Consider the following 24,185-nt stretch of genomic DNA (forward strand, 5'->3'; position numbering starts at 1 on the left):
CGATCGTGTTCGCTCAAGCACTCACAGCGAGTTCTGGCACGAGCGTGGCAACAGCAGCCCGACGGCTCTACCCCCATCTCGTCCTCGGCTTCTGAGGGGAGATTGACGCCGTTCCTCGGCTCGCCCTCGGCTTGTCCCCGGATCCGCTAAAGAGCCGTGACACAGGGAAAGTTGGAAGGAGGGCGTTCTACCGTCGATGCGAGTGACGGTCTGAGCTAATGAAGGGAGGCGACATGTTGTTCTTCCGGCACATCCTCGAGTCCCGCGGAATACGAAGCCACGAAGAGTTCTTGCCGCCCTACGAGGCAGCCGCGAAGCGGCTCGGCTTGAAGCACGTCAACCCGGCGCCCAAGACCTTCCAGGGATGGCTCTACGACGGACGGAAGCCGATGAGAGCCTTCCGGCCCGTCCTCGTCGAGATGCTGGGTTACAGCATCGAGGACTTGTGGACCGAGGTTCCCGAGGGAACCGAGCCCGGTTTCGTCCCATTGGCCAGCACGCCACTCACCGAACCCCATGTCGAACCCGGCATGGCCCTGAACGAGATGAAAAGGACGGGTGCGATGGCTGCACGGCGCGCAAAGGAGTTCGTTCTCGGAGCGGACCGCGACAGGGTGGGGGACGACACCCTCGGCTTCCTCAACGAGGAAGTCGCACGGCTCGTCTCCGCGTACCCGCGCGACCCCCTCTCGCTCATCTGGCAAGACCTGCTGACGGCACAGGAAGATGCCTTCCGCATCTTGGAGGGCGGCAGGGCTCGACCAACACAGCTCCGCGACCTTCACTTCAACGCAGGCGTGCTCTCCTTCCTTGTCGCCAAGGGGTTCAACGACATGGAGGATCCCGATCAAGCGATGACCATGACCCGTGTCGCCGGCTTCTGCGCGAAGGAGGCCGAACACCCCGGTCTCATGGCTCTGGTGGATGGACTCAAGTCCCTCATCGCGTACTGGTCGGGGAAGATGGGAGACGCCCTGCACTACGCCAGGCGGGGTTCCGCGATCGCAGCCTCCTTGGATGGCACCGTCGCGCTGTGGCTCCTTGGCCTGCAAGCTCGATCAGCGGCCGTCTTGGGTGACACACAGACCGTGTCCGCAGTTACCCGCGAAGCCACCGAACGACGCGAACGCACCGTGCCGGACGACCTCGATGCCCTCGGTGGTCTGCTTACCTACGCCTCGGAGAAGCAGCTCTACTACACCGTTGAGGCGGGAGCACTCCTCGGCGACGGTGACGCGGGCCTCTCTGCCCAAGCTGAATTGGCCGTGCAGGGTTTCAGCGACCCAAGTGCTCCGAACTGGGCCTTCGGTGACCTTGCTGGAGCGCAGTGCAACCTCGCCCTCATCCGACTCAACAGCGGCGAGCTGGAAGGCGCCGCCGAAGCCATCCGTCCCGTCCTCGACCTGCCCGGCACTCATCGGAACAACGGCATCGTCGTTTCCGCCCTCCGCGTCCACCAAGCCCTTGTCCGCACACCCGCCAGTGCAGCCATCACAGCCCGCGAACTCCGCGAAGAACTTGAGCAATTCCCCGCGCGACGGCCAGCTCTGCCGCGCTGAACCTGCGCGGGTAGGGTCCCGAGCATGTACCCGGTCAAGCGTTTGAGCCCGCGTCTGATCCTCCGAGAATTCAAGATCGAGGACGCGGAGGCGGTGTTCACGATCTACGGGAGTTCCGAAGCCACGGAACACCTGTCCTTCGAGCCCCGCACCCGCGAACAGGTCGGCGCCATCGTGTCTCGGTCAGTCGCCTCCGCTAAGGCAACACCGCGGAGTGAGTACGCCCTCGCTGTCGTCGAGCGAGATCGCAACGAAGTTATCGGTTTCGGTCGCCTCGCCACGGACCCGCATCAGCAGCTCGCCGCTACCTTCGGGTTCGCCCTTCGTCCTGACGTTTGGGGGGCAGGGTACGGGCTTGAAACCGTCCGCCTTCTTCTCGCGCTCGCGTTCGATGACCTTGGCCTTCACCGTGTCTGGGGCGCTCGGTCTCCGCTCAACGAGGCATCCGCAAAGACCATGTCCGCTGCCGGTCTGGTCGAGGAGGGGGTCATCCGTGAACACGTGCGGAAGGCTGGCCAGTGGCGCGACTCGGTTGTACACGCCATCCTCGATCGAGAATGGAAAGCTTCGCCGAACTCGCGCGGTTAAGCTGTTCTACCGGCTGACGAGATGACCTGTAGCGCCTACAAAGAACAGGTCCGGGTCCCAGGTCCGCAGCAGGACGCGGCCCTTCGCCGGTTCCCAGGCGAGGCTGTAGACCGCGTCGCCCAGCAGGGGCGCGGTCCGCTCCGCCTGCTGAATACGCAGGGGCAGCAGTTCCTTCTCGGCCCACGCCCTCAGCTTCTCCTGAACGGCCAGCGCCATGGCGGCCTCGTCCGTCGATTCCTCGTCGGCATGCTCCGCGCCCGCCACCGTGATGGTCTGCTCGGAGCCGAGAAGGTAGCCGAGCCCGGTGTCGACTAGCTTCGAGGCGTCACCGAGTTCGCGCCTCTCGGTTCCGGCTTCGTCGTCTCCAGTGATCGTGACGACTTGGCCCCGGCCTGGTTGGAGTCGTACGCGGCCAGCAGTCGGTAGGCGGCCAGGCGCCGCAGGTCCTCGTCGCCCTCGAAAGCCAGGTGGGCGTTCTGGCTCCAGTTTCACGGGTTGGGCAGAGCGCACAGGTACCAGGCCAGCGGGGGGTTCTTCTGCGGGAGTTACGCCGCCCCGGCGGGCCTGGAGGAGCAGGACGCCCGCTGGTCCGTCGAAGAGGTCCGCTTCGGTCTGGGCGGCCTCTTGGAAGCTGTGTCATATCTCCTTTCCGCAGGCCCCGGCGCCATGAGGCATGGTGATACCTCGGTTTGCCGTTCGGGCGGGCGTCGAGGGGGCGGGCAGGCGAACGGCAGTGGAGGGATCTTCAGGCGGCTGCCGCGAGGGTGTCCGGGACCGCCTCGGTGCGACGGAGCTGCCGAGCCAGACGGCGGGACATGAGGGTGATGAACGCCCACTGGATGTGGGCCTCCGCGTGGGACATCAGCCGTTCGTAGTCCCTCGCGTTGCGCCTCGCCCGCATGGTCCACGAGTTACTCCGCTCCACCACCCACCTCTTGGGCAGCACGACAAAGCCCGCAGCCCACATGACCGACTTCATCGCCGACCAGCGATATCGCGCCGAGCACGGACTGAAATCCCTCGGCGCCCACACCCGCGGCCGCGGGCCGGACGGCGGTCCCACCCCTGTGACCAAGAGCACGATGGCGGCGACCTTCAACGGCGCCCGGCGGATCCTGCGCTTCGCGCTCGAGTCCGGCGAGGCCGAACGCATCGGACTGCCCCGCAGCTTCATCGTCACTCTGCCGACCGGCCGTTACAAAAGCGGACGGCGTCGGCCCTTCCCCGACGACGTCGCCCGGGCCCTCGCAGACGAGACCAGCCTGAGCAACCTCGAAGACTTCGACCCGAGCGACCGCGGACTACGCGACGCATGGGAGGCGCTCGTCCTCACTGGCCGCCGCTGCAACGAGGTCCTCAAACTCCGGCTGGAGTGCATCGGACGCCTCAACTCGCTGCCGATGTTCTGGCACGACCAGACCAAGGTCGGCAACTACGACCAGGCCATCCGCATCCCTGAGCGGCTCTACCGCCGCATCCAGCAGCGCCAGGACAAGACCGTCACCCGATTCATCCAGCGATTCGGACGGCCGCCGACTCCACAGGAACGGCTGAAGATCGCCCTGTTCCCCCGCAAGCAGAAGAACCGGCGCATGCTGCAAAGCGTCAGCTACGGCTGGTTCTCCCAGAACTTCCGGGACTGGGTCGACACCCTCGACATCGCCCACGTCGTCGCCCACCAGGCCCGTCACACCCTTGCCACCAACCTGCTCAAGAACGGCGCCGATCTCTCCCACGTCAAGCGCTACCTGGGCCAGTTCTCCGAGGCGATGGCCGAGCACTACGTCCACCTCGCCAACACCGGCCCCCGCCTCGAAGAAGCCCTCAACGCGCTCTGGGTCGCCGGCCCCGGATCCGCCGAGCCGGGCCTGATGCTCTCCGGCGCTGAGCCGATGACTCGGCAGGAGGCCGAAGCTCTCGCCATTGACCTCACCCGCCGCAGCACACCGGCCGAAGGTGGCTTCTGCACCTTTCAGCCCGTTGTCAACGGCGATGCCTGCCCCTTCAACCTCGCCTGCCACAACTGCGACAAGTTCGTCATATCCGGCGCCGACCTCGTCTATTGGCACCGCAAACGCGAGCAGTGGCGGATGCTCGCCGAGCGCGCACCCGACAGCACCACCGCTGACTACCTGCACGAGGTCTTCGAGTCGACCGCCCGAGCGATCGACGGCCTGGAGAAGGCGCTGGCGGCCGTCGGCTTGCTCGATGACGCCCTCGCTCTCGACCTGCGACGGCCCCAGGACTACTTCGGAAAGGTCTGGAGAACCGCCTTCCGAGCCCAAGATCTGGCCCACAAACAGCACGGAGACGATGCCGCATGACCGCCTCCACCGCGGCCGCCATTGCCGCCCGCCATCGGCAGACCTGGGACAAGCTAGCCCGCGTTGAGGAGGCGCTCGGCCAACTCCGCCGCGAACGCGGCCGCCTGACCGTCCGGGCCGTCGCCGAACGAGCAGGAGTGTCCGCAACATTCCTCTACGAGAACACTGACGCACGGGCTCTTGTCCAGAACGCCACGGCCGACCACCGCAGTCGCCACGACCGCCAGGGCCAACAGGACCACGATCGGATCGAGGCATCCTGGCGGGAGCGTGCTCTGAACGCCGAGGCCGAGCTGACCCGCACCCAGAAAGAGGTCCTCATCCAACGGCAGCGCATCGGCGAGCTCATGGGACAGATCCGCGACTTCGACCAGATGGTCCCCGGCGAGACCGTCCAGGCCCTCACCACAGAAAACACCACCCTTAAACGCCGGGTCCAACAGCTGACGGGCGAGCACCGGAGCCTTCAAGAACGCCTCGCAGGAGCCCGCTCCAACCTTCGCTTCGCCGAAAAGCGCATCGCTGATCTTGAAACACAATGCCTGGAGGCGACGCAACCGGAAGCTGGGATAGATACGTCTCAGCTCAGCGAGTAGGCGAGGAATCGGGCAATCGGAAAACACTCGATGGGGTCCGCTATGACGTTCGCAGGTTCTTGGTATGCCTCAGCCACCCTCTGGGCGGCCCTTGCAGTGTTTGGCGGTCTGATCGCGGGATTCTTTGCAGGCTGGGCTGCTTTGCGGGCGGCCAACCCCAAGCGGCAGATGGCCTACTGGATGTCGGCTCGGACGAACCTGCTCGAAGCAGCCGATGGTGCGGGCAGCAGCCTGGAGGTCCGGCACGGCGGTGACGCCCTTGCGCAACCGCACGTGCTGCAAGTCCAGATGATCAATAAGGGACGTAGGGACATTTCGAGCAATCAGTATGACGCCGGCCTGCCTATCCGTCTCGACGTCAGGGCTCGCATTGTCGCCCTTCTTAAAGTGACATCCGAACCTTCCTCGCTCCACCTGCCAACTGTCGCCATCGACGGAACAGCACTCAGAGTCGGCCCAAGTCTCATTGCCAAGAAGCAGACGATCACCTTCTCGGTCTTGGTGGACGGTCCCGACCCTGCGCTCACCTGCCGTGCAGCTTTGCTGGATGTCAATGTCCGCGAAAGGAAAGACCCAGCTCGGCAGATGGCCGCCGCAACAGCTGGGGGCACGGCCCTTGGACTCGTGGCCTCCGTTCTCACAGCGCTGGTCGGTCCACTGGTGGTGGCGGCAACGTGGCTCCCTACAATGGCCCTCGTCAGCCTCGGCATCCTCGTTGCCGGTATTTGGGCCGGATTCGGTGGCTGGTGGGCCGCAACAACGTGGGCCAGGCGCCGTCAAGACTAGGCGGCCAAGTCCTCGACAGGTGGCCTCTTCTCCAAGCAACAGGCTCCTCCGAGGGATCTCCAGCGCATTCAACGTCCCGGAGACGTTCGCGACGCATCCGCCCAGCTCCTCCGCGAGAAGGCCATATCGACAGTCGGTAAAGACCACCCGTCGCCGGGGCCACTTCTCGGGAGCGCCGCCCTTGGGGGTCTGGCATGCGGGCGTCGGGAGAAGGCGTTCGAGCAGCGCCCATTCGAGGTCGCTGGCGTCGGAGGGGTAGTGGTAGCGGGGCAGCAGCATGATGGTGCCGGGCCGCGACCCGAGGAGCCAACTGCGGGACGGTCGCGGCCCGCCTCCTGCCATTCCGGTTCACTCCAGGTTGGCCAGCAGCTGGAGGGTGGACTCGATCGCGCCCATCTGGGCCATCACGGTGCGGATGTAGGGGTCCTCTGGGGTCTTCTTCTGGTGCGGAAGGAGGATCCCGGCGATGAAGTTCTCCACCCGGTGGTGCACGGTGTCGAAGAACGCCCGCTCGTAGCCGGTCCATACCTCCGGCGCGTCATCCAGCAGCCGGTATCCCCAACGCCTGTCCCAGGTCACCGGCGGAAGACCACGCGCGGCCGCGACCTGCCGCAGGTGCGCGAGCCCGGTGTGGACCTGCGCGCGGGTGCGCTCGGTGGCGGCCATCAGCTGGGTGATAGTCAGTCCGGCGGGGCGGGCCTCTTGCAGGGCGGCGAGGATCGCTTCGGCGTGGACATGAGCGGGGACGCCCCGCCCCATCGCCTACTCACCCGAGCCCTTCAGCAGCTTCTCAAGCTGCTCGTCCAGGTCGACCTCGCCCCGGGTGACAGCGTTCTCGATCCAGTCGGCCGCCGCGCGTACCCGCGCCAGGCCGCGGGCGATTGTGTCGCGTTCACCGGCGTCGTACTGCTCGCCCCGCAGGTTCGGCACGATCCTGCCGGCCGTGGTGACGAACTGTGCGCAGGCCGCGACCAGGTCCATGAACTGCGCGCTGTGCTCCATGCGCTCAAGCTGCGGGGCAGCTTCCTCCCGTGCGAACTGGGCCTGCATGCGGAACCGGTCGAACTGGGCCTCGTTCACGGCGTGCCGGGCGGTGTCGTCGGCCATGGCCTTCGAGGCGATCGCGGGACGGCGCAGGAAGTCGGTGGTCACCACCGCCGCCACCGCGTCGTCGGTGGCCAGATCGTGGATCGCCTCCACCTTCTCCTGCACGCTCTGCGGGGAGTCGACCTTCCAGCCCACCACCCGCTTCGCGCTGTCGTGCGTCCAGCGGGGTTGTCCGCCGCGGGGGTTGGGCGGGGGGTTGTTCACCGCCTCGAACCGCTCAGCAGGATCCTGGATACCAGCCAGGATCTTGTGGATCGTGTGCGAGACGTCCGCCCGCCGGCGCTCCTTCGGCCAGCGGGAGGCCACCCACCGGTAGTCACGAACGGTGGAGTACGACAGGCCGATATCCTCGGCGAACAGCCGGATGGCCTCGCTGACTGTGAACAGGTCGTCCTTCCCGGACGGATTCGCACCCCCATACGAGCGCATCGGCTCGATCTCCAGGGCCGCACCACCGATCCACCACTGGACGCCGCTCATCGTGGCGACCCAGTCCCGTCCCAGCTTGACCAGCTCGTCGTAGCGTTCCCGGGTCACACTGCCGATCACCGCGGGCATCCAGACACCACCCCCACGGGTCCGGGTGCGGCACTCCTGCTATGCCGTCAACTTGCCCTGGCGACCCGTCACTCCGCACCGTCCTACGGCCTGCGGCCGCAGGAAAGGGCGTACGGCCCCAGCGCGTGGATCGGCGCACTGGCTGTCGGATGGGCCGCCTCACACCCCGCACCGCGGCGAGCGCCGCTTGTGCCAGGCCCGTTTGCGGCAGGCGGGAGAGCAGTAGTTTGCCGAGGCGGGACGGTCGACCCCGACCGTCCAGGACCTTCCGCATTCCGGGCAGTTGGCCGTCACGCAGGCCTGGACCGCCTCGGTCCTCGCCCGCGCCCTGCGCATCTGCCGCCAGTGCCGAGACCGGCACGCCGAAGAACAGAACACCGCCGTGGCCTTCGCCACCGGCATCAGCGGACCACCGCACCCGCGACACAGCCGCGGCCCGGCATCGTCGTCCGCGATCACGACCAGCCGCAGTCGGGGCACTCCGTCGCCACCCATACCGTCACCGTATGAACTGACGGCATGGCTGTCTTTATCTCGGTCACGTCAGCGGTTCCCACATCACCAGCTACGGCTGGTTGGCAAGGTGGTTTTGCAAATCAATGTGGCGGAATTCATAGAAGGTACCGTTTCTGCGCAGCACTCCGCGTTCGTGAGCGTCTTCTAGGAAGTCCTTGAGACGCCACGGCAGTCGACCCTGAAGGTGCAGGTAAGCCCTGACAGGCTGATACACCATCAGAAAGGCCGCCCAGCGGCGCAGCAAGCGAATGATCAGCAGCATCCCGGCCGCCGCCAGTATCCCCGCCCCCAGTACCCGCCAGTCCTGCATTAGATGGTGTCCAAACCAGAGCGCCACCGGGAGAACCGCCACTGCTTCGGGCCACCGCGTGGGCAGAAAACGCCACAGTATCCGAGGCCGGACAGGTGTCTCCGGCCAGCCCCAACGCCAGTAGTAGCGGATGTTGTGGGGAACGACAACGATGAGCCAGCACACCAACGCCGCACCAAGCGGTGTGTGAGGCCAGCTGGACACCAGGTCATCCGGGTCAAGGCCGTGCCAGTTGAGATCCAGTGCCATGGCGACTGCCACCCCAACGGCTCCAGCGAGGGGTACCGGGGTCGTCAGCCTTCCCCAGAACCGGTCGATCCGGGCTAGCAGCCGTCGAAGGATCTGGTAGGCCAACCCACAGACCAGGCCGATCAGTAGGTCGACGTCGAGCGCCCCCACAGACCGGGCGATGGCGCAGCAAGCACCTCCGCAAGTGGCCCACGAGACTCCCGCTTCAAACCGGTCAGACCACCGGTCATGTCCGAAGCGGACATCCTCGGGATGCGGGAAGAAGGGGAACCACGCGCCGACGAACCAGCCGATTGTCCACAGCCCGGGCCAGTCCAGCCACCAGCTCGCCGCTGCCATGGCGATGGCCGGCCAGCCCCACCAGCGCACCAGGGTGAAAAGCGCTTCCGCACTCCCTGCCAGGAGGGAACCGAAAATGTAGAGGAAGACATAAGCCAGCCAGACGCCCGGGACCCAGATGAGCCAGCCTGGGAACTGCCCGAGAAAGCGGCTAACCGCCTGCAGAGCCAGCCAGACTCCGCCTGCGGCAGCCAAGGCATCCACGGCCTCGACCAGCGGCCATCCCCATCCATTGCCCGGCAGTACGTCATGAGGCCGAACCGAGTCCCTCAAGAATCGTCCGTTCCTGGCGAGATAGCCGAGGATCCTTCCGGCGCTCTCGGTATCCCAGCGCGCTCTTGCCGAGTGACCGCTGCCGCGGTACGCGCTGGGGACGAAGTTCCGAAAGAGGTGTTCCTTTAACTCGCTGACAGAGGCGAAGCGTTCTCGGTCGCACAATTCGACGGGATCCGGCAGAGTGCCACCCCAGCCGTAGCTCACGTTTCCACTAGGGCCATAGATGCTTCGCGCCAGCCACAGCATCAGCGGCACCCGCATCACCTCGGCCACTGGCTCGGACCCATGCGACCGGAGCCGGGCCAAGACGGGGGCCCAGCGGTCGGCGTATCCCCGGTTTGGGACGTCGCCTGCCACATACTCCTCCACCGCAGCGTCATCGAGAGGGAGCATGGTGATAACAGCAGCGCCTCCGAGCCACGCTGCCGCCCGCCGGGGAGAGGACTGCGCATCGAGGCCCGCAACCCTGCGATAGACCTCGGGACGGCTGGCCAACACAAGGGGCTCACCAGGCCGAAGCCAGTCGTTGATCTTTTTCAGTGCGTCTTTTTGTATATGACGGGGCATTTCGTCCAGCCCGTCCAGGACCAGGAGAAGCTTTTGCTCCTTGAGCAGGGCGCGCACGAGTGAAGGTTCGTGCGTGTCATGCGGCGGAGCCCCTCCGAGGCAGGCGTGCTGGGCAGGAAGCCGCGTCTCAAGCCATTTCTTGAACTCTGTGGTGGCATCCCAGGAAGCAAGCGGCACCAACACCGGGACCCGTGCCAGGTCGGAAGGCGCGGCAAGGAGACTGAGCACCAGATGCCTGAGCAGCGTGGTCTTGCCCGTCCCCGCTTCACCCAGCACGACTAGACGACGCGCCGGCACACGCTCGAGGAAGACGTCAGCGATACCGGTAACTCCACTGACGCCGCCGCTGAGGCCTGCGAAGTCCTGACGCCAGTCATCCCGACCAGAGGGCGGCACGCGACTGTTCGCAGCCTGACGCAACGATTCCCAGCCCGCCACCCAGGCCGGATCCGCCTGCCAGGCCACGGACATGCCCGGATTGTGGGAATTCCACAGGGTGACGTGGTAATAGCACTGATCTCTGACGTCATTGACCAGCGCTCTCTCCACATCCGCCAGCGTCCGGGGGTGGGGTTTCAGCGTCTCCCCGATCCACCCCACGGGCGCTGAGAGAATCAGCGTTCCGAGTCCCAGCGGCACTCCGACCGCCAGAGCTGCTACCTCCAACCCGAAACCGTACGCAGCAGCCAGGGCCACCGCACTTGCGGCGAGACCTGCCAGCCAATACCACACTCTTCGCGCCCGAAGCGATCTTCCCCCCATAACCCCATGTTCCTGGCTAGCTCACCCTCCCCGCCACTCCTTCGCACTTTCGGGATCCTCAACCAACGCTCTCGAGCCTCAGCGAACTTGTCATGTTGGGCTCAGACACAGCTTCTTGGCGTCGCTGCCCGGCGCGCACTATGTGAATCATCCATGGCGGAACCGGGATGCCGAGTACAAACCGGCCCAGCTGGCCGTGGCCGCCCGGTGCGGGTTCGAAGTCCCCCCGACCCTGCTCACCAACGACCCGGCCGCAGCGCGCGACTTCGCCCGCGAGCACGGCCCCGTCGTGTACAAGCCGCTGCGCAGCACCGACTACCACGATGCCCAGGGGCAGGCGCTGACCGTGTGGGTCGACGAGGTGGACCCGGCAGACCTCACCGCGGGCATCGCCCAGACCATGCACCAGTTCCAGCACCGGGTGCCATCGGTAGCCGATCTGCGCGTGACGGCCGTGGGCAAGAAGGTCTTCACCGTGCGGATCGACGGCGCGCCGGGACCGGACTGGCGCCGTCACTACGACGCCCTCACCTACACGCTCATCGACACCCCGCCCGAGCTGGCCAAGGGTGTCCGCGCCTACCTGGACGCCTTCGGGCTGGTCTTCGGCGCGTTCGACTTCGGCCTGGACGCGGCCGACCGCGCATGGTGGTACGAGTGCAATCCGAACGGGCAGTTCGCGTGGTTCCCCGAACCGATCACCAGCCAACTCGTCCGCGCCGTCGCCGACCAGCTTCAGCATGCGGGAGAACACCGTGACCGTTGACACCGCCCCCTTGCGCCGCGCCCTGGCCGCCGAGATCTGCAGCAGCAACCCGACGCTCGCCCCCCAATGGGGCGACGCGGTCGCGGCAGTGCCCCGTGACCTGTTCCTCGATACCGCGCTCTACCGGCCCGCAGGCAGCCGGTGGGAGCCGGTGCGCCGCGGGGAGGTGAGCGAGCAGGAGTGGCTGCGCCTGGTGTACGCCGACCGAACATTGGTGACCCAGGTCGACGGCGTGGACGCGGCCGACGCGACGGGCCCCATCTCGGGCACACCCACCTCGTCGGCGACCCTTCCCTCCCTCGTCGTACGCACGCTGCAAGTGGCTGGGTTGCAAGGCGGCGAGAAGGTGTTGGAGGTGGGCACAGGCACCGGCTACTCCACGGCCATCCTGTGCCACCGGCTCGGCGAGAAGCAGGTCGTGAGCATCGAGTACGACACCGCTGTGGCCGCGCGCGGCCACGCACCTCAATGAGGCCGGGTACGCGCCCACGCTGGTGGTCGGGGACGGCCTGCAAGGACACCAGGAACAGGCCGACTACGACGCGGTCATCGCCACCTGCGCGGTCCGCTCCATCCCCCGGTCCTGGCTGTGGCAACTGGCCGACGGCGGGTCCATCACCACCACCATCAGCGGGTGGATGCTCGCCTCCGGACTCATTCGCCTCACCCTCGACGACACCGGCGCGGCGCACGGCCGCTTCACCGCCGACCCCATCTCCTACATGCTCGCCCGCCCGCACGAGCGCCCACCGCACCCGAGCCTCCTGCGGCACGACGGCAACACCCGCCCCGCACGCGTGGACCCCGCTCTGCTCCAGGAATGGGCTGGTCACTTCGTCGCCCAACTCGCCGCACCCTCCGCCGAGCTGATGACCACGAGCGCCGGCGTGATCCTGCGGGACGTGGCCACCGGATCTCAGGCATGGACCGAACCAGACGGAAACGGCACCACGGTGCACCAGCACGGGCCCCTACGTCTGTGGGACCAAGTAGAAGCGGCGCTGGAAGCCTGGCAGGAGGCCGGGGCGCCCACACTGACGGAGTTCGGCATGACGGTATCCGACACCGCTTTGGAGCAGACGGTCTGACTAGGTTCCCCGGACGGCCCCCGATGGCACCTGCCCGCCTGACGGGGCTCAGCCCCTCGGCAGATGCATGGCTCGCAGCCGGTCGGCGATCTGCACGCCGGGCAGTTCACGACAGCCGAGCGCCAGTGCCGCATCCACACCGACCGCGCTCGCGCGCAGTGGAGGGTGGGCAGGCCCGAGCAGGCCACGCGTTCCTTCCTTACCGCGGCCCGCGCCTCTCTGGGCGAGATCCGCAACCGCCCCTCGATCAAGAACACCGTCGCTGAGACCCACTGCAGGCCCCCGCGGGGACCGGGCGTACGAGAACTCGCGGCTGCCGCCGGGATTGCTGCCTGACCCCACCCTTCAGGGGAGGACCTGCATGAGCGTCGTCGACCGCAAATGGATCCCCGCTCTGCAGCAAGACGGGCAGTACACGCGGCTGCTCCAGCTCGTCGAACGCAAGGCGTTGCAGCGGCGGCTCGCGCTGCGCATGCATCAAGTCATCGCCCGGCGCCAAGCTGATGGCGACGTGCAATAACTGCGGCGGGCAGGGCACCATCACGGTGAACGGGGGCACGGCCCCGTGCCCAGACGGATGCCAGGACGGGGTGGCGGACGCGCCCGCCGACCGTGAGGAAGACCAGGGCAACGGCCACCACTGACCGCGCGGCCTAGGCCGCCTTCAGCGCCCGCAGCCGGTCGGCGATCGGGAACGAGTCCAGGCGCAACAACTTGATGTCGTTGATCAAGTCGCGCCAGGACTCAAACGTCGTGTGCACACGCCGGCCAGGCCGTCGCCGTACCCTCCGTGCGACCGAGAAGGAGTCCGCGGCACTGCGGGACGGGACGACCGTGTCACGCGCGCCCCGGGCAATCCGTGCTAGCGGTCCACGAGCCAGCGGGGCGGCACTTCCGGAGCCTAGGGACCGCAGTCAGCCTTACTCAGCCCGTCCAGCCCACATCGAGCACGCTGACGACTTCGCCTGCCAGAGAGAACGTGACCCAGCTCGACGCCCCGAACACCGCGGCCTGCCCCGCCCGTGCGTCCGGGGCGTCGGCCACGGCGTCGATGACGGCGAGCACCTCCTCGTGCACGTCGTCCGGCAGCGCCTCCATCACCGCATCGGCCTGGTCCGTCAGCTCCACCCTGCGCATGACGCCCCCTTATGCTCCATCGAGAGCGCCACAGTAGGGCAAGGCGCACACGAACAGGTGTGCCTGTGGATACCGCAGGGCCGAGGGCCTGGCGAGACGTTTCCTCGGTATGACTGATCCCCCAGGCGGGTGGTCACCGAATGTTTTGCCCTACCGCGCCTGCCTGACACGGCTATCACCGAAACATGACCAACCCCTTGAAGCGCGGCCTCGCCGTCGCCCTCCTGGCACTGCCCACCCTGGCCGCCACGCCCGCCCACCCCACACCGGCCGCCCCCGAGCCGCACCGCCTGTCCCTCGCCAAGGCCATCGACAAGCTGCCGCGCGCTACCGAAGCCCGTGAGGGCTACGTGCGCACCAGCTTCAAGCACTGGGTAGACGCCGACCACGACAAGTGCGCCACCCGCGCGGAGGTATTGATCTCCGAGTCCCGCACGAAGCCAGTGATCGAAGGCAAGTGCAAAGTGACCGGAGGGACTTGGTACTCGTACTACGACGGAAAGACCGTCACCGACCCCAAGGGGCTGGACATCGACCACATGGTGCCGCTCGCCGAGGCCTGGGACTCGGGCGCCTCGAAGTGGACGCCCAAACACCGCGAAGCCTACGCAAACGACCTCGACGCCGAGCGCAGCCTGGTCGCAGTCACCGCGAAGAGCAACCGCAGCAAAGCCGATCAAGACCCGGCCCAGTGGCTCCCGCCGCTCGCCGATGCCCGCTGCACCTACGCAGCCGACTGGACTGCCACCAAGCTCCGCTGGAACCTGACCGCCAACAAGGGCGAGGTCGCCGCGCTGGAGAAGCTCGCCGAGGGCTGCGGCCGCCAGCAGGTCGAGTACGTACCAGCGCCAACCGACACAGCCGCGGTATAGCGGACGGCGGGACTACGCCGCCTCGTAGTGGTGCGCCTGCCCGCCCCGCCTCGTCACCCAAGCGGGATCGTCGAGCAGCTCCTCCGCGTCCGGCAGGTCGGCCCGGCGCAGGAATTCCAGGACATCGCGGTCGCTGTGCGCAAGGCCAAGAATCTGCCCGCGCACGACCACCCGCCGGCCTCCCGTACCGGACGGCGGATAGACGACTACCGGCGCAACGCTGGCCAGGACTCCAGAGTGCGCCGCCACGCCTGGCCCCGTTCTGCGATCCAGTCCGGAACCGGAGGGCGGGCCTGCTCACCTCGGAGCCGCTCGGCTTCAGTGGGCCGCCATCAAGGCCCCCTGGCGGCTCGCCATCGACCCGAGCGAGAAAGCCGCCTTGTCCGAAAACGTGACGCGCTTCCCGTACGTACCGATCAAGGTGCAACTCGCCCGATAGCCGAATCCCAGGAGCCCCTGCCTCGCCCTCTGAGGCGGGGGCTCCTGGGCAGCGACGTACTGCTCGCCGCGCCGCTGGCCGACTGCTGCGCAGGTACCGGTTCACGCCGGGGCCATCCCCGCGGGCGCGGGGAGCACGAGGCCGCGTACATCAGGCGCTCGAAGAGGCGGGGGCCATCCCCGCGGGCGCGGGGAGCACTTGACGATCGCCTCGACCGTGACCCGCTTCTTGGGGCCATCCCCGCGGGCGCGGGGAGCACACTCCTCGACCTGCAGGTTTGTTACTGGCAGAAGCTGATTTCGAGCACTTTCGCCGATTTGGTCATAACGGTCATACGGGGCGAACGAGGGGCAGGGATTTATGTGTTGAGTATGCATGATGCCGGAACGTGCCGCCCGCACAGAGGCGTGGTTGCGCGGAACGGCCGGGTTGCTCCAGCTCCTGGGGAGAGGACGCGGATGCCAGATGGAGAGCGAGCAGTACCAGATTGCCCATGCCCACGTCGCGACGTAGTCGGCCGGCCTGATGTGCGGCCTTGACCAGAGTCTCGACGGTGCTCGCCGTGCTGAGCCTGTCGCTGAAGGTTGGGGGAGTGGGCATCTCCGGTGTATGGCAGAGACGCTGAGGGCCGAGCACGTTTGCGTGGAGATGTCGCGAGAGCGGCTGGAACCACATCACCGACAACGCTGCTCCGGCTGCCGTGAGCCAGGGGCGACGGACAACAGGACTACTCCTCCAGCCCTGGCCCCCTAGTCGAGAGCGAGTCTCGAGGGCGCTTCACAGGGCGGCCCAGGAGCCGGGGCTGCCGCCGCGCAACGGCGCCCACACGTTGCTGGCGGGCCCGTGTTCCTCGAGGTCTTCGAGGATGGCCGCGCCGAGTGGCACTGCGCGGCCCAGTGAAGCGACGAGGGGGTGCTGGGCAACCATTTCCTGCAGATCGCTGACCCGGCTGGTTAGCCGGGTGCGGGGGGCACCGGTCAGCACGAACAGTACCCGCGGGAATACCGGATACCAGCGAAGCCAGCCCGGCCCGGCTGAGGCGGGCGCCCTGCGGCGCCCCATGGGCTGCCCGTCGTAGTGATAGAGCCGTGCGTAATCGATCAGTTTCGTGGCCAGGCGCTCGCTGCTCATGGTGGTGCGGTCGACTTCCACGAAGGCGCGCAGCTTTCGCCGTTGAGTGTCTTCGATCAGGGTGTAGTGCATGACGGCGTCGGCCACCAGGCGATCGCCCTCGCCGACGGAGTGCGAGACCTCAGGAGTCCAGTCCCAGGGCCCGTGCTCGTGACCGTGTCGGCGGGCCTCTGCGCTGAAGGTCAGATGGGTTCGTACGACGGCGAGCGTGTGCTGTGTCTTCAGTGATGCCGCTGCTGTGGAAGCGATGGTGTAGGGCTGGCGCCCCCGAAGGATGGGCAAGTCCCGGACCAGACGGCCGCCCTGCTCGGTGAGGTGCCAGGCGCGGGGGCGCGCCAGGGATGCGCTGGGCAGCACCGTAAAGTCGATGAACCCCTCGACCCGCAGTCTGACCAGAACGCGGGAGACCACTTGCCGGGTGCCGTTGGGCCGGAGCATCTGATGCAGCTGGCTCGTGGTGGCGATGCGGTGCTGGGCGAGCGCCGCCAGCACCTGGTGGCGTAGCAGTTCACCGGCCATAGAGGTCTCCTCTCCTCACCGTGGCACCCGGACGCGAGAAGACCTTGTCGACGTCCACTCGCCCGGCCAAGAGCGTCTGTACGGCTGCGCACCAGGGCCGTGAGGATCTGCTCCCCACCGTCGTCGTGCTCGCCTGTGGGGAGGAAACCCGACACCCCCGGCCAAGCCTTCGACCACCAAGGCCCGGCCACGATCACGAACACGACACGGTGCCACCACTTCAGGGCCGGCCCGGACCACGTACCCCAGACCACCGGTTTTCAAGTCGGTGACGGCCAGCAGGGGCTGGCCTGCCTGCAACTGCGGAACGGCGAGGCTGAGTCACGGGAGAGGGTGCGGGGAGGACAGAGCACTGGGCCCCAGGATGTATCAGCAGACGTCCTGGGCGGACGCGGGCGGGATGGAGGCGATGGCCGGTCCGCAGCAGGATCTGCTGCGGGGGCGTGGTGGCGAGCCACGCCATGCCGGCCATCGTGCGACAGCCGGCCCGCAAGGGACCAACGCCCGTAACCGGCTGCCGCGTCTTTGGGGCGGTGAGCGAGACGGGCTCACCGCTGGATTCTATTTTTTGGTCTTGCGCCGGGCGGCCTGCTTGAGGATGCGCCGGCGCGTCCACCGTCGGCGTCCGTTCTGGCGCCCGGCGTTCTCGGCGACTCCGTCCGTGGTTTCCAGCAGCGGCAGGTTTCCCTGGGACAGGCTGCTGGAGAAGGAGCCGAGGGACTTGTATCCCAGCAGGGCGGCCGCCTCCGTAGCGCCCAGAAGCTCGTCGGGATCACCGTCGATGGGAACGTGGGGCAGGGGCGGTGCCGCTTTGGCTCCCGCTCGTCTACCGCGGCCGGGCCGGGTGGCCATCCAGTCCAGCAGGGTCTGCACGCGCCACAGCTGCCGGCGGTAGGGGTTCTCGGCCGTGCCCAGCTCTTCGACGGCGTCCGGCTCGGGAAAATACCCGGGGTGGTCGCGGACGAAGGTGGTGACCTGGTTGGAGTTTTTGTAGCCGAGGAACCGTGAGGCAGCCGCCGCGTGCAGCAGTTCCTCCGGGTCGAGGGAAGGCGGTGAGTGTTCCTGGAGCCTTGCCGGCTTGCGGTGGGCGAACCACTCGGTGACCTTCTCGTGGTCCCACAGGCGGGCGCGGCCGCGCATACCCGCGATCTCGGGAAAAGACACGCCGTCCGCGTTTTTCGCGCGCTCGGCATAGAGGCCGCTGATGCGCGCGGCCGTCAGACCCTGTTCCGCCGCGATCTCGGCAGCGTCGGCCAGGCGAGGCTCACGACGCGAGGCCATGGCAGAACCGTCCGTCCTGTCAGAAGTAGGCCGGCCGGCCCGGCCCACAAGGCAAATAATGGCAGGAGCTGCGGTAGGAGGTCCAGCCAGCAGTTCAAGGTCTCTCCGGGACGGCCGCGCTCACGGCTCAGTCTTCAGGGATCAAGCACACACCGCGCCGTGCGGCGTCCTCCGCCATTTCCGCGTACGCCATGGCGGCCGGCGTCATCTCCCATTCGGCCACAGCCAGCAGCAGGATCACCTCATCGCGGTCCTGCGCTGCATCACAGGGCATACCGGCCCTCTCCGCAGCGGCCATCAACTCCGCGATGGGCAGCTCGTCGAGGCGCGCCGCCACACTCCGGTGCAGCTCTTGGAGTCCCTGCTGGTAGAGCTCGTTCGCCTCGTGCAGGAGCAGCACCAGCTCCTCGTCGAGGCTGGCCCGTGCCGCCACAGCGAGGTCGAGGATGCGCTGGGTCGTCGTCATCATCATCGAGTATGCCTCCCAGACGGGAGCGAAAGCCGGCGCGGGGTCAGCGGCAGCCGCCGCACATGGCACGGCTGTTGCCCCGAGCCAGACTCGGGTTTCCTTATCGGCCACCCGGCGCTGCAGTGCCTCGGCGCCGCAGGCGCTCCCCGCTTCATTGCCGTAATGAGTCTCAGGTGAGGCCTGCTCCGGGTGGCCTGCGGTAGCCGGTCTCTTGCGCGACTTGCTCGGCCTCAGCGGCATGCTGGACCACTGTGGTGGGATCGCCGGTGGCCCGCCGGGCGGCTGCGAGCGCGTCAACGCAAGGCAGGCGATCAGGCGGAGCTCCAGGCCGCGAGCTGTAGCGAGGGTGCCTTCCGCGAGGTCCGCGGCGCGGTCGGCGTCGCCCGCGACGAGGCAGGCGCGGGCCAGCCAGGTCTGTACCCCGGCGTGCTGCTGGCGCAAGCCGTGGCGCTCGGCGATCGTCAAGGCATTGCTCAGCAGGACGGTGGCGCTGGCTATGTTTCCGCGCAGCTGGTCCACGCTGCCCCACGGGATCAGGGCGTCGATCTCACTGACCGGGCCACCGGACGTGCGGGCCGCCTGGAGCGCCAGCTCAGCCTGGATGGCGGCCAGGTCGGCGTACCCGGTGTGTGGTGCGTGGATCGCCACAACCACCCGGGCGTCCGCCTCGTCGTGGCGGTCCTGACAGCGGCGCAGAGCTTCGGTGCTGTAGGCCAGGGCCTCCTCGTACCGCCCCGGCTCGTGGTACGCGACGGCCCGATTGATCAGCAGGCTGATCAGAGCCTGCGGCGTGTCTTCCTTGAGGCAGATTCCGATCACCTCGGGGTCGCTCCACGGCTGGGCCGCACTCACCGAGGAACGAATGGATCACTGCCAGGGTGTCGAGCGCACCACTGAGCTGCACTCCGCGATCGAGGGAGGAGAGTACCCCGATGCCCTGCTCCTGCCACTGCCGTTCTTGGCGCAATTGGCCCCGCTGGCTGGCCGTGCACGAGCGCCAGGTTGCTCAGGATGGCTACCTCGCCAGGGGCGAACGCGGTGCTGTGGTATCCGGTCAGTGCGCCCGATCTTCTCCAGACTTCGCTATGTCTCATGAGACATGGAAGACCCTAGACAGGCCGTTGAGCGGCTGCGCAGCGCCCAGTACGCGGCCCTGTCGGGCGACTGCGTAACGACATGATCGCCAGGACCGCCCCGTGCGATGCGATCAGAGCTCCTGAGACACGTGGGCAATTCCGTATGATCGAGTGATAGGCGGATCGCTCCTGTGTTGCATTTTCGCAAGGGGCTCAGCAACGGGTAGGGCGGGCTGCGGTGCCACGATCGGACGTTCTTCGGGTGTCCGCTGCCGATGCGGATCAGGCAGCAGCCGCACTCGGCTACAAGGTTTCTCCATTCACCACGCGGACGGCCCAGGCTGCGGATGCAGTCTGTCCGTGGCAGCTCATCGGCTTCGCCAATGACAGTGCAGTCGAGCGCGCCGCTGTCGCCTGGATCATCGCGGATGCGCTGATGTCCAATCGTGCCGGTCATTCACGCGCCTATCAGTGGTGGCGAGATGCGGCGCTTGCGGCCAAGTCGCTGTCGGGCGATGAAGCCCGCCTGGTCAAGCCTTTTGTGCAGCCGGTGTTCGGGCTGCCTCCTACGGGCACGGACGCCGACGATCACGTACCCGGCCATGTTGGGGAGTGGTTGTGGTATCTGCTGACCCGTGAGGAAGACGTGACCGGCCATGAGCTGGCCCTGTTGGAGCCGCCCAGCTGGAGTGTGACCGAGGGGGGCGCGGATGGGTTCGCCGTCCACCGCATCGCTGCAGCAACGGACACGTCGTTGATTTTCAAGCTGTGGGAGATCAAGAAGTTCACGGGTGGCGGCTCGGTCAGCGGCACGATCACCTCGGCCGCAACCCAGTTGGCCCGGCGTGGAGAGGAGTACGTCGCCAAAATCTCGTGGGCGAACTCCACACTCCCCGGGGATCTCGGCCTGCTCATGTCTGAGCTGACTGAACTGTGGATGCGTGCCGATCCCCGCGGCGGGGCTGGCGTGAGCGTGTCGACCAATACGGCCAGCACACCGAAGCGCTCCGCCTTCTCCCAAGTACCCACCTATCTCCCTAATCTGGTGCACCCAGGTCAGCTGCGCGGGTTGATCGTCGCGGTCGAGGATTTTGCCGCATTCGCCTCCCAGGTGAGGGGGTATCTGTGGAGCGCACTCTGAACCTGCCCGTGCTGCGTGATGCACTCGGGCCGCCCCAGCCCGATGCCCTGCCCAGCCCGGAGCAGCTGATCCGCCTCATCGCCGACATCGAGGTCGGGGCGATCATGAACCGCTTCGTCATCAGCGACCAGGTCCTGACCACGGCCTGGTATCTCCACGGTGTGTGTGCCCTGTCCGAGGCGGCCGAGCTGTACACGCCGACCCGTCAGCGCCACGCGTTCGCCGTCAGTGCCCACATCTTCGATCTCGCGCTCGCCGGTACGGAGCGAGCGCCCGTTGAGCAGCTCTCGCTCGCCTTCGCAGCACAGGTGGGCTACCGGCGTGCCGGCCAGGACCCGAATGCGACGGCCGTCTTTCGCCGCGTGAGCTATCTGTGCCATGGCCCGGCCGAGCTGGCAGGCGTGGAGCTGGGCGGCGAATCGAGGCTCACGGTCAGGGACTTCATCGAAACGCTGGCTCTTGAGGCGGGGGTCGCCTTCCTCGGTCTGCAGACCACCGCCGTGCGCACCCTGGTGCGCTACTGGCGGGCCGAGCTTGCGGATCTTGCCGAAGAGCTGCAGGAACCCGACCTGAGCGGAACGCTGTTCGGTCCGGCCGCAGCGGTGGTCGACGCGGTGGCAGCGGTGGCCAACTTCCTCACCTACGGCGCCCGGAACAGGTTGGCCAGGGCAGAGACCGCCTTGCGTAGCGTGCTCAGTGGTGAGGCCGGCTCAGGCGACCTCAACGCCCGATGGGTCGCGGCGCACCTTCTGCACATGATCGGAGACCTCGCCGACGGCAGTCTGCACAGCCTTCTACCCCCGGGCACCCCGCGTGCGGTGGCGCAGGCCTTCACCCTGACGTCTCCGCCGGTGCTCACGCTGTGGCCGCCACAGCGTGAACTGCTCACCCGGCCGGCCGCCAACCCGCTCGATCCCGCAACGGACCGTCTCCTGGTGAGCGTGCCCACCAGTGCCGGCAAGAGCCTCGTCTCGCAGCTCATCATGTGCACTCATCTGGCGACTGTGCCCGGTCGCGTGATCTATGTGTCGCCGCTGCGGAGCCTGAGCCGTGAAATGCGCCGCTCACTGCGCGACCGGCTGCGTGTTCTGGACCGAGAACTCGGCGTGGACACCCCGGACTTCCCCCTGTGGTCAGATCCCGTCGCCGAGCAGGACGACGAGGCGGACATCGACGTGGTCACCCCCGAGCGCCTCATGCACGCCCTGCGCCACGACCCGCAGAAAGCGCTGCGCGATGTGACACTCATCGTGATTGACGAAGCCCACCACTTGGCGCAAGGCCAGCGTGGATTCCTCCTGGAAGGCCTGCTGGCCTTCTGCCAGGCGCACCCGGATGCCCCGCGGCTGGTCCTGTTGTCGGCGGCCGTCGGCAACGGCGCGGCGCTGGCTCACTGGCTTGACCCTCATGAGCCGGACGTCCTGTTCACCTCCCCGTGGCGAGGACCGCGGCGCCTGCACGGGCTGCTCACCACCAACCCCCTGTGGGATCAGAAGACGACTGTTGCTCGGCGGTCGAAGACCAAGCCCTACACGACCCGGGTACCCGTCTCGGTGCGCATCAGCATCCGTCCGGCACAAGCCGCGCGCATCGCCGAACTGACGACCAGCCACGACGACCCGCTCGGCGAACTCGTCTTCGGCCAGCGCAACCCGAAGGACTGGTCCTCCAAGGACGCGAAGAGTACCCCCGCCTACAAGATGTTCGCCCGCGCCGCTAACTATCTTCTCCCTGCCGGTCCCATGCTCGTGGTGACCAGCACCCGCCAGCTGGCACAGAACACCGCCCGGGCCATGGCAGACCATCTGCCCGAGCACGAGCCAGCACATCTCCTGGCCGAGGAGCTCAGCGCCCAGCTCGGCGAAGCCCACCCGCTCATCGCCTGCACCCGACGCGGCGTCGCCTTCCACCATGCGGCTCTACCCACCGACGTGCTGGAGGCCATCGAAGGCGCCCTGCGCAACGACCTCATTAAGGCTGTGGTCAGCACCACTACCCTCACCGACGGCGTTAACCTGCCGGTCCGCACCGTCGTCATCACCGCCGCCCTGAGCGAGGACCAGCGTGCACAGGCCAACGGCGTTCCAGGGCTGGACGCCGCGAAGCTGCTCAACGCCGTCGGCCGGGCTGGCCGCGCGGGTCAGGAAAGCGAAGGGTGGATCCTCCTCGCCCTCAACCGCAGGATAGACGCGAGCGATCACGACCTGTTCACGCCCACAGAGGCAGACCTGGAGGTTCAGTCCGCGCTGACCACTGAGCAGGCGTTGAACGCCCTAGCGGAAGCCGAGGAACTTATCGCCCAGAGCGCAGATGGCATCCTGGCCGTCGCACAGTCGCTAGCCAGCGACTTCATCTCCTATGTGTGGTTCGTACTTGATGCCGACGAACAGCTCACGGCGGGCAATCCCCTGCAGGCCGTCGACCGGCTGTTGGCCATGCAGCAGCTTCCCGACGACATCAAAGACCGATGGCAGCACCTGGCGGAGCAAACCCAACAGCGATACCTGGCCACCTCGCCCACAGCGCGCCGCCGGTGGACCACGACCGGCACCAGCCTCAAGAGCTCCCGGACGCTCGACCAGCTTGCCCGGCGGCTTGCCGAACGCGTCCTGCATGGTATTGCACCGGAGTCGGTGAGTGCGTGGGACATCATCGAGCCCGAGAGTCTCACCCTGGCTCAAACGCTGCAGGTCTTGGATGAGGGGCGCGCCTTCGACGTGCTACTTGAGCTACCCGAAAGACGGCAGGCCTGGGTCTTCCACGACCGGCGTGCCCCTCGCGGGCGCATCCGGGTGCAGGTCGATCTCCAGGAGGCGATGCACGCCTGGATCGACGGCACGCCAATTCCCGAACTCGCACGCCAGTGGCTTCCCCAATCCCCCTCCGACTGGGCGCTGGAGCAGACCGTCGCCAACATCAGCGAGACCTTCGAGCACTATCTGTCCTGGACACTCGGGGCACTCATCCGACTCACCAACGATCACCTGACCGTAGCGTCGGCGCCCGTGCGCCTGCGTCCCGACACCGCTTGGTGTCTGCGTTACGGCGTCGACACCGAGCAGGCCCTTCACCTCCTCACCTCGGGCATCCACTCACGAACCCTCGCGCACGCCATCGGCCGCCGGGCCGAGGCTGAAGGCGTTGCACCCACCGGTCTTCGCCGGTGGCTCGCGGACCAGCACATCACCCAGTGGCGCACGCTGTACCAGGCAAGCGATCTGGAAACCGACGACCTCATCGAGTACGTCCGCACCCGCAGGCGAAGCCTGCTACGCGCTCTGCTGCAGGATTCGTCGGTTGAACTCGCCGTGGACGCGTACGATCGCGACACCTACCGGTCATGGGAGGCGTTCGAATCTGATGTGAGCCTGCACTGGCCCGAGTCCGGCCCCGCCGAAGAGATCGAAATCACTGACGCACCGGGAAATTTGCGTGGCTGGGTACGCGCCGGAGACCACGCTGACCTGGTTGCGGTGCTCCGCAGCGGAATACCGCTCGCCTTCAAGCTCGAAGGGGATCTACTCTCCATCTCCCAACCGGATGTTGAATAGTAACTAGCGTAATCCCCAGGCTCCTGCCGCACTTTGGGGTACAGGCTGGTGAGCGTGCCTGCCGCGCCTGGTGGGTTGTCTGCACTGAATCAGGTGACAAGCGCGGCGCAGCGAGTCATGAGCTCCCGGCATACCGGGAAGCCGTGTGGGCCCGCCTGCGGACCCCGAGCCTCGCGGG

The 24,185-nt window shown here is 67.2% G+C and carries 20 protein-coding genes and 2 pseudogenes; 12 read left to right on the forward strand and 10 right to left on the reverse strand.

Going from position 1 to position 24,185, the window contains the following annotated elements; all coding sequences use genetic code 11:
* Positions 1-233: 233 nt before the first annotated feature.
* Entirely contained in the window at positions 234-1,559 is a 1,326-nt protein-coding gene (locus ACZ7LU_RS38605) for a hypothetical protein (protein ID WP_471919496.1), read from the forward strand.
* A gap of 24 nt (positions 1,560-1,583) precedes the next feature.
* Positions 1,584-2,147: a GNAT family N-acetyltransferase gene (locus ACZ7LU_RS38610; protein ID WP_471919497.1), complete on the forward strand. Its 564-nt coding sequence runs from the start codon at positions 1,584-1,586 to the stop codon at positions 2,145-2,147.
* A 6-nt stretch (positions 2,148-2,153) separates the two neighbouring features.
* Here the strand turns inward: ACZ7LU_RS38610 and ACZ7LU_RS38615 are convergent, their stop codons facing one another.
* Positions 2,154-2,411, reverse strand: a complete 258-nt coding sequence (locus ACZ7LU_RS38615) for a hypothetical protein (protein WP_471919498.1) — start codon at positions 2,409-2,411, stop codon at positions 2,154-2,156.
* A gap of 481 nt (positions 2,412-2,892) precedes the next feature.
* Positions 2,893-3,105 (reverse strand): annotated as a pseudogene (locus ACZ7LU_RS38620) (hypothetical protein); the annotation flags it as partial.
* On the opposite strand from ACZ7LU_RS38620, the gene ACZ7LU_RS38625 reads away from it, so the two are divergent.
* From ACZ7LU_RS38625 to ACZ7LU_RS38635, 3 genes are read left to right on the forward strand one after another with little or no spacing between them, the layout of a single operon-like run.
* The gene (locus ACZ7LU_RS38625; protein ID WP_471919499.1) at positions 3,083-4,471 is read left to right on the forward strand and encodes a tyrosine-type recombinase/integrase; all 1,389 of its coding nucleotides are present in this window, start codon (positions 3,083-3,085) and stop codon (positions 4,469-4,471) included. The pseudogene ACZ7LU_RS38620 and the gene ACZ7LU_RS38625 overlap by 23 nt on opposite strands.
* Positions 4,468-5,067 carry a DUF6262 family protein gene (locus tag ACZ7LU_RS38630; RefSeq protein WP_471919500.1) on the forward strand — a complete coding sequence of 200 codons (600 nt, stop codon included), beginning with the start codon at positions 4,468-4,470 and terminating at the stop codon, positions 5,065-5,067. The genes ACZ7LU_RS38625 and ACZ7LU_RS38630 overlap by 4 nt, the downstream gene beginning before the upstream one ends.
* A 42-nt stretch (positions 5,068-5,109) precedes the next feature.
* Positions 5,110-5,853 carry a hypothetical protein gene (locus ACZ7LU_RS38635; protein WP_471919501.1) on the forward strand — a complete coding sequence of 248 codons (744 nt, stop codon included), beginning with the start codon at positions 5,110-5,112 and terminating at the stop codon, positions 5,851-5,853.
* A 348-nt stretch (positions 5,854-6,201) separates the two neighbouring features.
* Here ACZ7LU_RS38635 and ACZ7LU_RS38640 read toward each other — a convergent pair whose 3' ends face one another.
* The 3 genes from ACZ7LU_RS38640 to ACZ7LU_RS38650 all read right to left on the reverse strand — a co-directional run bounded on the left by ACZ7LU_RS38640 (position 6,202) and on the right by ACZ7LU_RS38650 (position 10,441).
* Positions 6,202-6,612: a RacP protein gene (locus tag ACZ7LU_RS38640; RefSeq protein ID WP_471919502.1), complete on the reverse strand. Its 411-nt coding sequence runs from the start codon at positions 6,610-6,612 to the stop codon at positions 6,202-6,204.
* A gap of 3 nt (positions 6,613-6,615) precedes the next feature.
* A complete protein-coding gene (locus ACZ7LU_RS38645) occupies positions 6,616-7,518 on the reverse strand; it encodes a DUF6192 family protein (protein ID WP_471919503.1) in 903 nt (300 codons plus the stop codon).
* Between the two features lie 565 nt (positions 7,519-8,083).
* On the reverse strand, positions 8,084-10,441 hold the full coding sequence (locus tag ACZ7LU_RS38650; RefSeq protein ID WP_471919504.1) for an NACHT domain-containing protein: 2,358 nt from the start codon (positions 10,439-10,441) through the stop codon (positions 8,084-8,086).
* 211 nt (positions 10,442-10,652) lie between these two features.
* On the opposite strand from ACZ7LU_RS38650, the gene ACZ7LU_RS38655 reads away from it, so the two are divergent.
* The 4 genes and pseudogenes from ACZ7LU_RS38655 (at position 10,653) to ACZ7LU_RS38670 (ending at position 12,911) form a co-directional block, all read left to right on the forward strand.
* Complete coding sequence (locus ACZ7LU_RS38655) at positions 10,653-11,303, forward strand: MvdC/MvdD family ATP grasp protein (RefSeq protein ID WP_471919505.1); 651 nt, start codon at positions 10,653-10,655, stop codon at positions 11,301-11,303.
* Positions 11,278-12,391, forward strand: a pseudogene (gene tgmC / locus ACZ7LU_RS38660) (ATP-grasp peptide maturase system methyltransferase). Before ACZ7LU_RS38655 ends, tgmC begins: the two are co-directional and overlap by 26 nt.
* A gap of 63 nt (positions 12,392-12,454) precedes the next feature.
* Complete coding sequence (locus ACZ7LU_RS38665) at positions 12,455-12,727, forward strand: hypothetical protein (RefSeq protein ID WP_471919506.1); 273 nt, start codon at positions 12,455-12,457, stop codon at positions 12,725-12,727.
* Positions 12,728-12,752: 25 nt separating this feature from the next.
* On the forward strand, positions 12,753-12,911 hold the full coding sequence (locus ACZ7LU_RS38670; protein ID WP_471919507.1) for a hypothetical protein: 159 nt from the start codon (positions 12,753-12,755) through the stop codon (positions 12,909-12,911).
* Between the two features lie 404 nt (positions 12,912-13,315).
* Here the strand turns inward: ACZ7LU_RS38670 and ACZ7LU_RS38675 are convergent, their stop codons facing one another.
* Entirely contained in the window at positions 13,316-13,528 is a 213-nt protein-coding gene (locus ACZ7LU_RS38675) for a hypothetical protein (RefSeq protein WP_362991108.1), read from the reverse strand.
* A 185-nt stretch (positions 13,529-13,713) separates the two neighbouring features.
* On the opposite strand from ACZ7LU_RS38675, the gene ACZ7LU_RS38680 reads away from it, so the two are divergent.
* A complete protein-coding gene (locus ACZ7LU_RS38680) occupies positions 13,714-14,400 on the forward strand; it encodes an HNH endonuclease family protein (RefSeq protein WP_471919508.1) in 687 nt (228 codons plus the stop codon).
* Positions 14,401-14,412: 12 nt separating this feature from the next.
* On the opposite strand, the gene ACZ7LU_RS38685 is transcribed toward ACZ7LU_RS38680, so the two are convergent.
* The 4 genes from ACZ7LU_RS38685 to ACZ7LU_RS38700 form a co-directional block, all read right to left on the reverse strand.
* Complete coding sequence (locus ACZ7LU_RS38685) at positions 14,413-14,628, reverse strand: hypothetical protein (protein ID WP_471919529.1); 216 nt, start codon at positions 14,626-14,628, stop codon at positions 14,413-14,415.
* Between the two features lie 988 nt (positions 14,629-15,616).
* Complete coding sequence (locus ACZ7LU_RS38690) at positions 15,617-16,489, reverse strand: replication-relaxation family protein (RefSeq protein WP_471919509.1); 873 nt, start codon at positions 16,487-16,489, stop codon at positions 15,617-15,619.
* Between the two features lie 561 nt (positions 16,490-17,050).
* On the reverse strand, positions 17,051-17,770 hold the full coding sequence (locus ACZ7LU_RS38695) for a hypothetical protein (RefSeq protein WP_471919510.1): 720 nt from the start codon (positions 17,768-17,770) through the stop codon (positions 17,051-17,053).
* 127 nt (positions 17,771-17,897) lie between these two features.
* Positions 17,898-19,091, reverse strand: a complete 1,194-nt coding sequence (locus ACZ7LU_RS38700; RefSeq protein ID WP_471919511.1) for a hypothetical protein — start codon at positions 19,089-19,091, stop codon at positions 17,898-17,900.
* Between the two features lie 486 nt (positions 19,092-19,577).
* Here ACZ7LU_RS38700 and ACZ7LU_RS38705 point away from each other — a divergent pair, with 486 nt between their 5' ends.
* Together ACZ7LU_RS38705 and ACZ7LU_RS38710 are read left to right on the forward strand one after the other, a co-directional pair.
* On the forward strand, positions 19,578-20,456 hold the full coding sequence (locus ACZ7LU_RS38705) for a hypothetical protein (RefSeq protein ID WP_471919512.1): 879 nt from the start codon (positions 19,578-19,580) through the stop codon (positions 20,454-20,456).
* Positions 20,441-24,007: a DEAD/DEAH box helicase gene (locus tag ACZ7LU_RS38710; RefSeq protein WP_471919513.1), complete on the forward strand. Its 3,567-nt coding sequence runs from the start codon at positions 20,441-20,443 to the stop codon at positions 24,005-24,007. The genes ACZ7LU_RS38705 and ACZ7LU_RS38710 overlap by 16 nt, the downstream gene beginning before the upstream one ends.
* The last annotated feature ends 178 nt before the right edge of the window (positions 24,008-24,185 follow it).

The organism is Streptomyces sp. NPDC039462, assembly GCF_055639375.1.

Excerpts from the sequence above, each read along its gene's own strand:
- ACZ7LU_RS38675 (WP_362991108.1), bottom strand. The coding sequence starts at position 13,528 with ATGCGCAGGGTGGAGCTGACGGACCAGGCCGATGCGGTGATGGAGGCG.
- ACZ7LU_RS38690 (WP_471919509.1), bottom strand. The coding sequence starts at position 16,489 with ATGGCCGGTGAACTGCTACGCCACCAGGTGCTGGCGGCGCTCGCCCAG.
- ACZ7LU_RS38695 (WP_471919510.1), bottom strand. The coding sequence starts at position 17,770 with ATGGCCTCGCGTCGTGAGCCTCGCCTGGCCGACGCTGCCGAGATCGCG.
- ACZ7LU_RS38680 (WP_471919508.1), top strand. The coding sequence starts at position 13,714 with ATGACCAACCCCTTGAAGCGCGGCCTCGCCGTCGCCCTCCTGGCACTG.
- ACZ7LU_RS38665 (WP_471919506.1), top strand. The coding sequence starts at position 12,455 with ATGCATGGCTCGCAGCCGGTCGGCGATCTGCACGCCGGGCAGTTCACG.
- ACZ7LU_RS38605 (WP_471919496.1), top strand. The coding sequence starts at position 234 with ATGTTGTTCTTCCGGCACATCCTCGAGTCCCGCGGAATACGAAGCCAC.
- ACZ7LU_RS38640 (WP_471919502.1), bottom strand. The coding sequence starts at position 6,612 with ATGGGGCGGGGCGTCCCCGCTCATGTCCACGCCGAAGCGATCCTCGCC.
- ACZ7LU_RS38645 (WP_471919503.1), bottom strand. The coding sequence starts at position 7,518 with ATGCCCGCGGTGATCGGCAGTGTGACCCGGGAACGCTACGACGAGCTG.
- ACZ7LU_RS38670 (WP_471919507.1), top strand. The coding sequence starts at position 12,753 with ATGAGCGTCGTCGACCGCAAATGGATCCCCGCTCTGCAGCAAGACGGG.
- ACZ7LU_RS38635 (WP_471919501.1), top strand. The coding sequence starts at position 5,110 with ATGACGTTCGCAGGTTCTTGGTATGCCTCAGCCACCCTCTGGGCGGCC.
- ACZ7LU_RS38630 (WP_471919500.1), top strand. The coding sequence starts at position 4,468 with ATGACCGCCTCCACCGCGGCCGCCATTGCCGCCCGCCATCGGCAGACC.
- ACZ7LU_RS38610 (WP_471919497.1), top strand. The coding sequence starts at position 1,584 with ATGTACCCGGTCAAGCGTTTGAGCCCGCGTCTGATCCTCCGAGAATTC.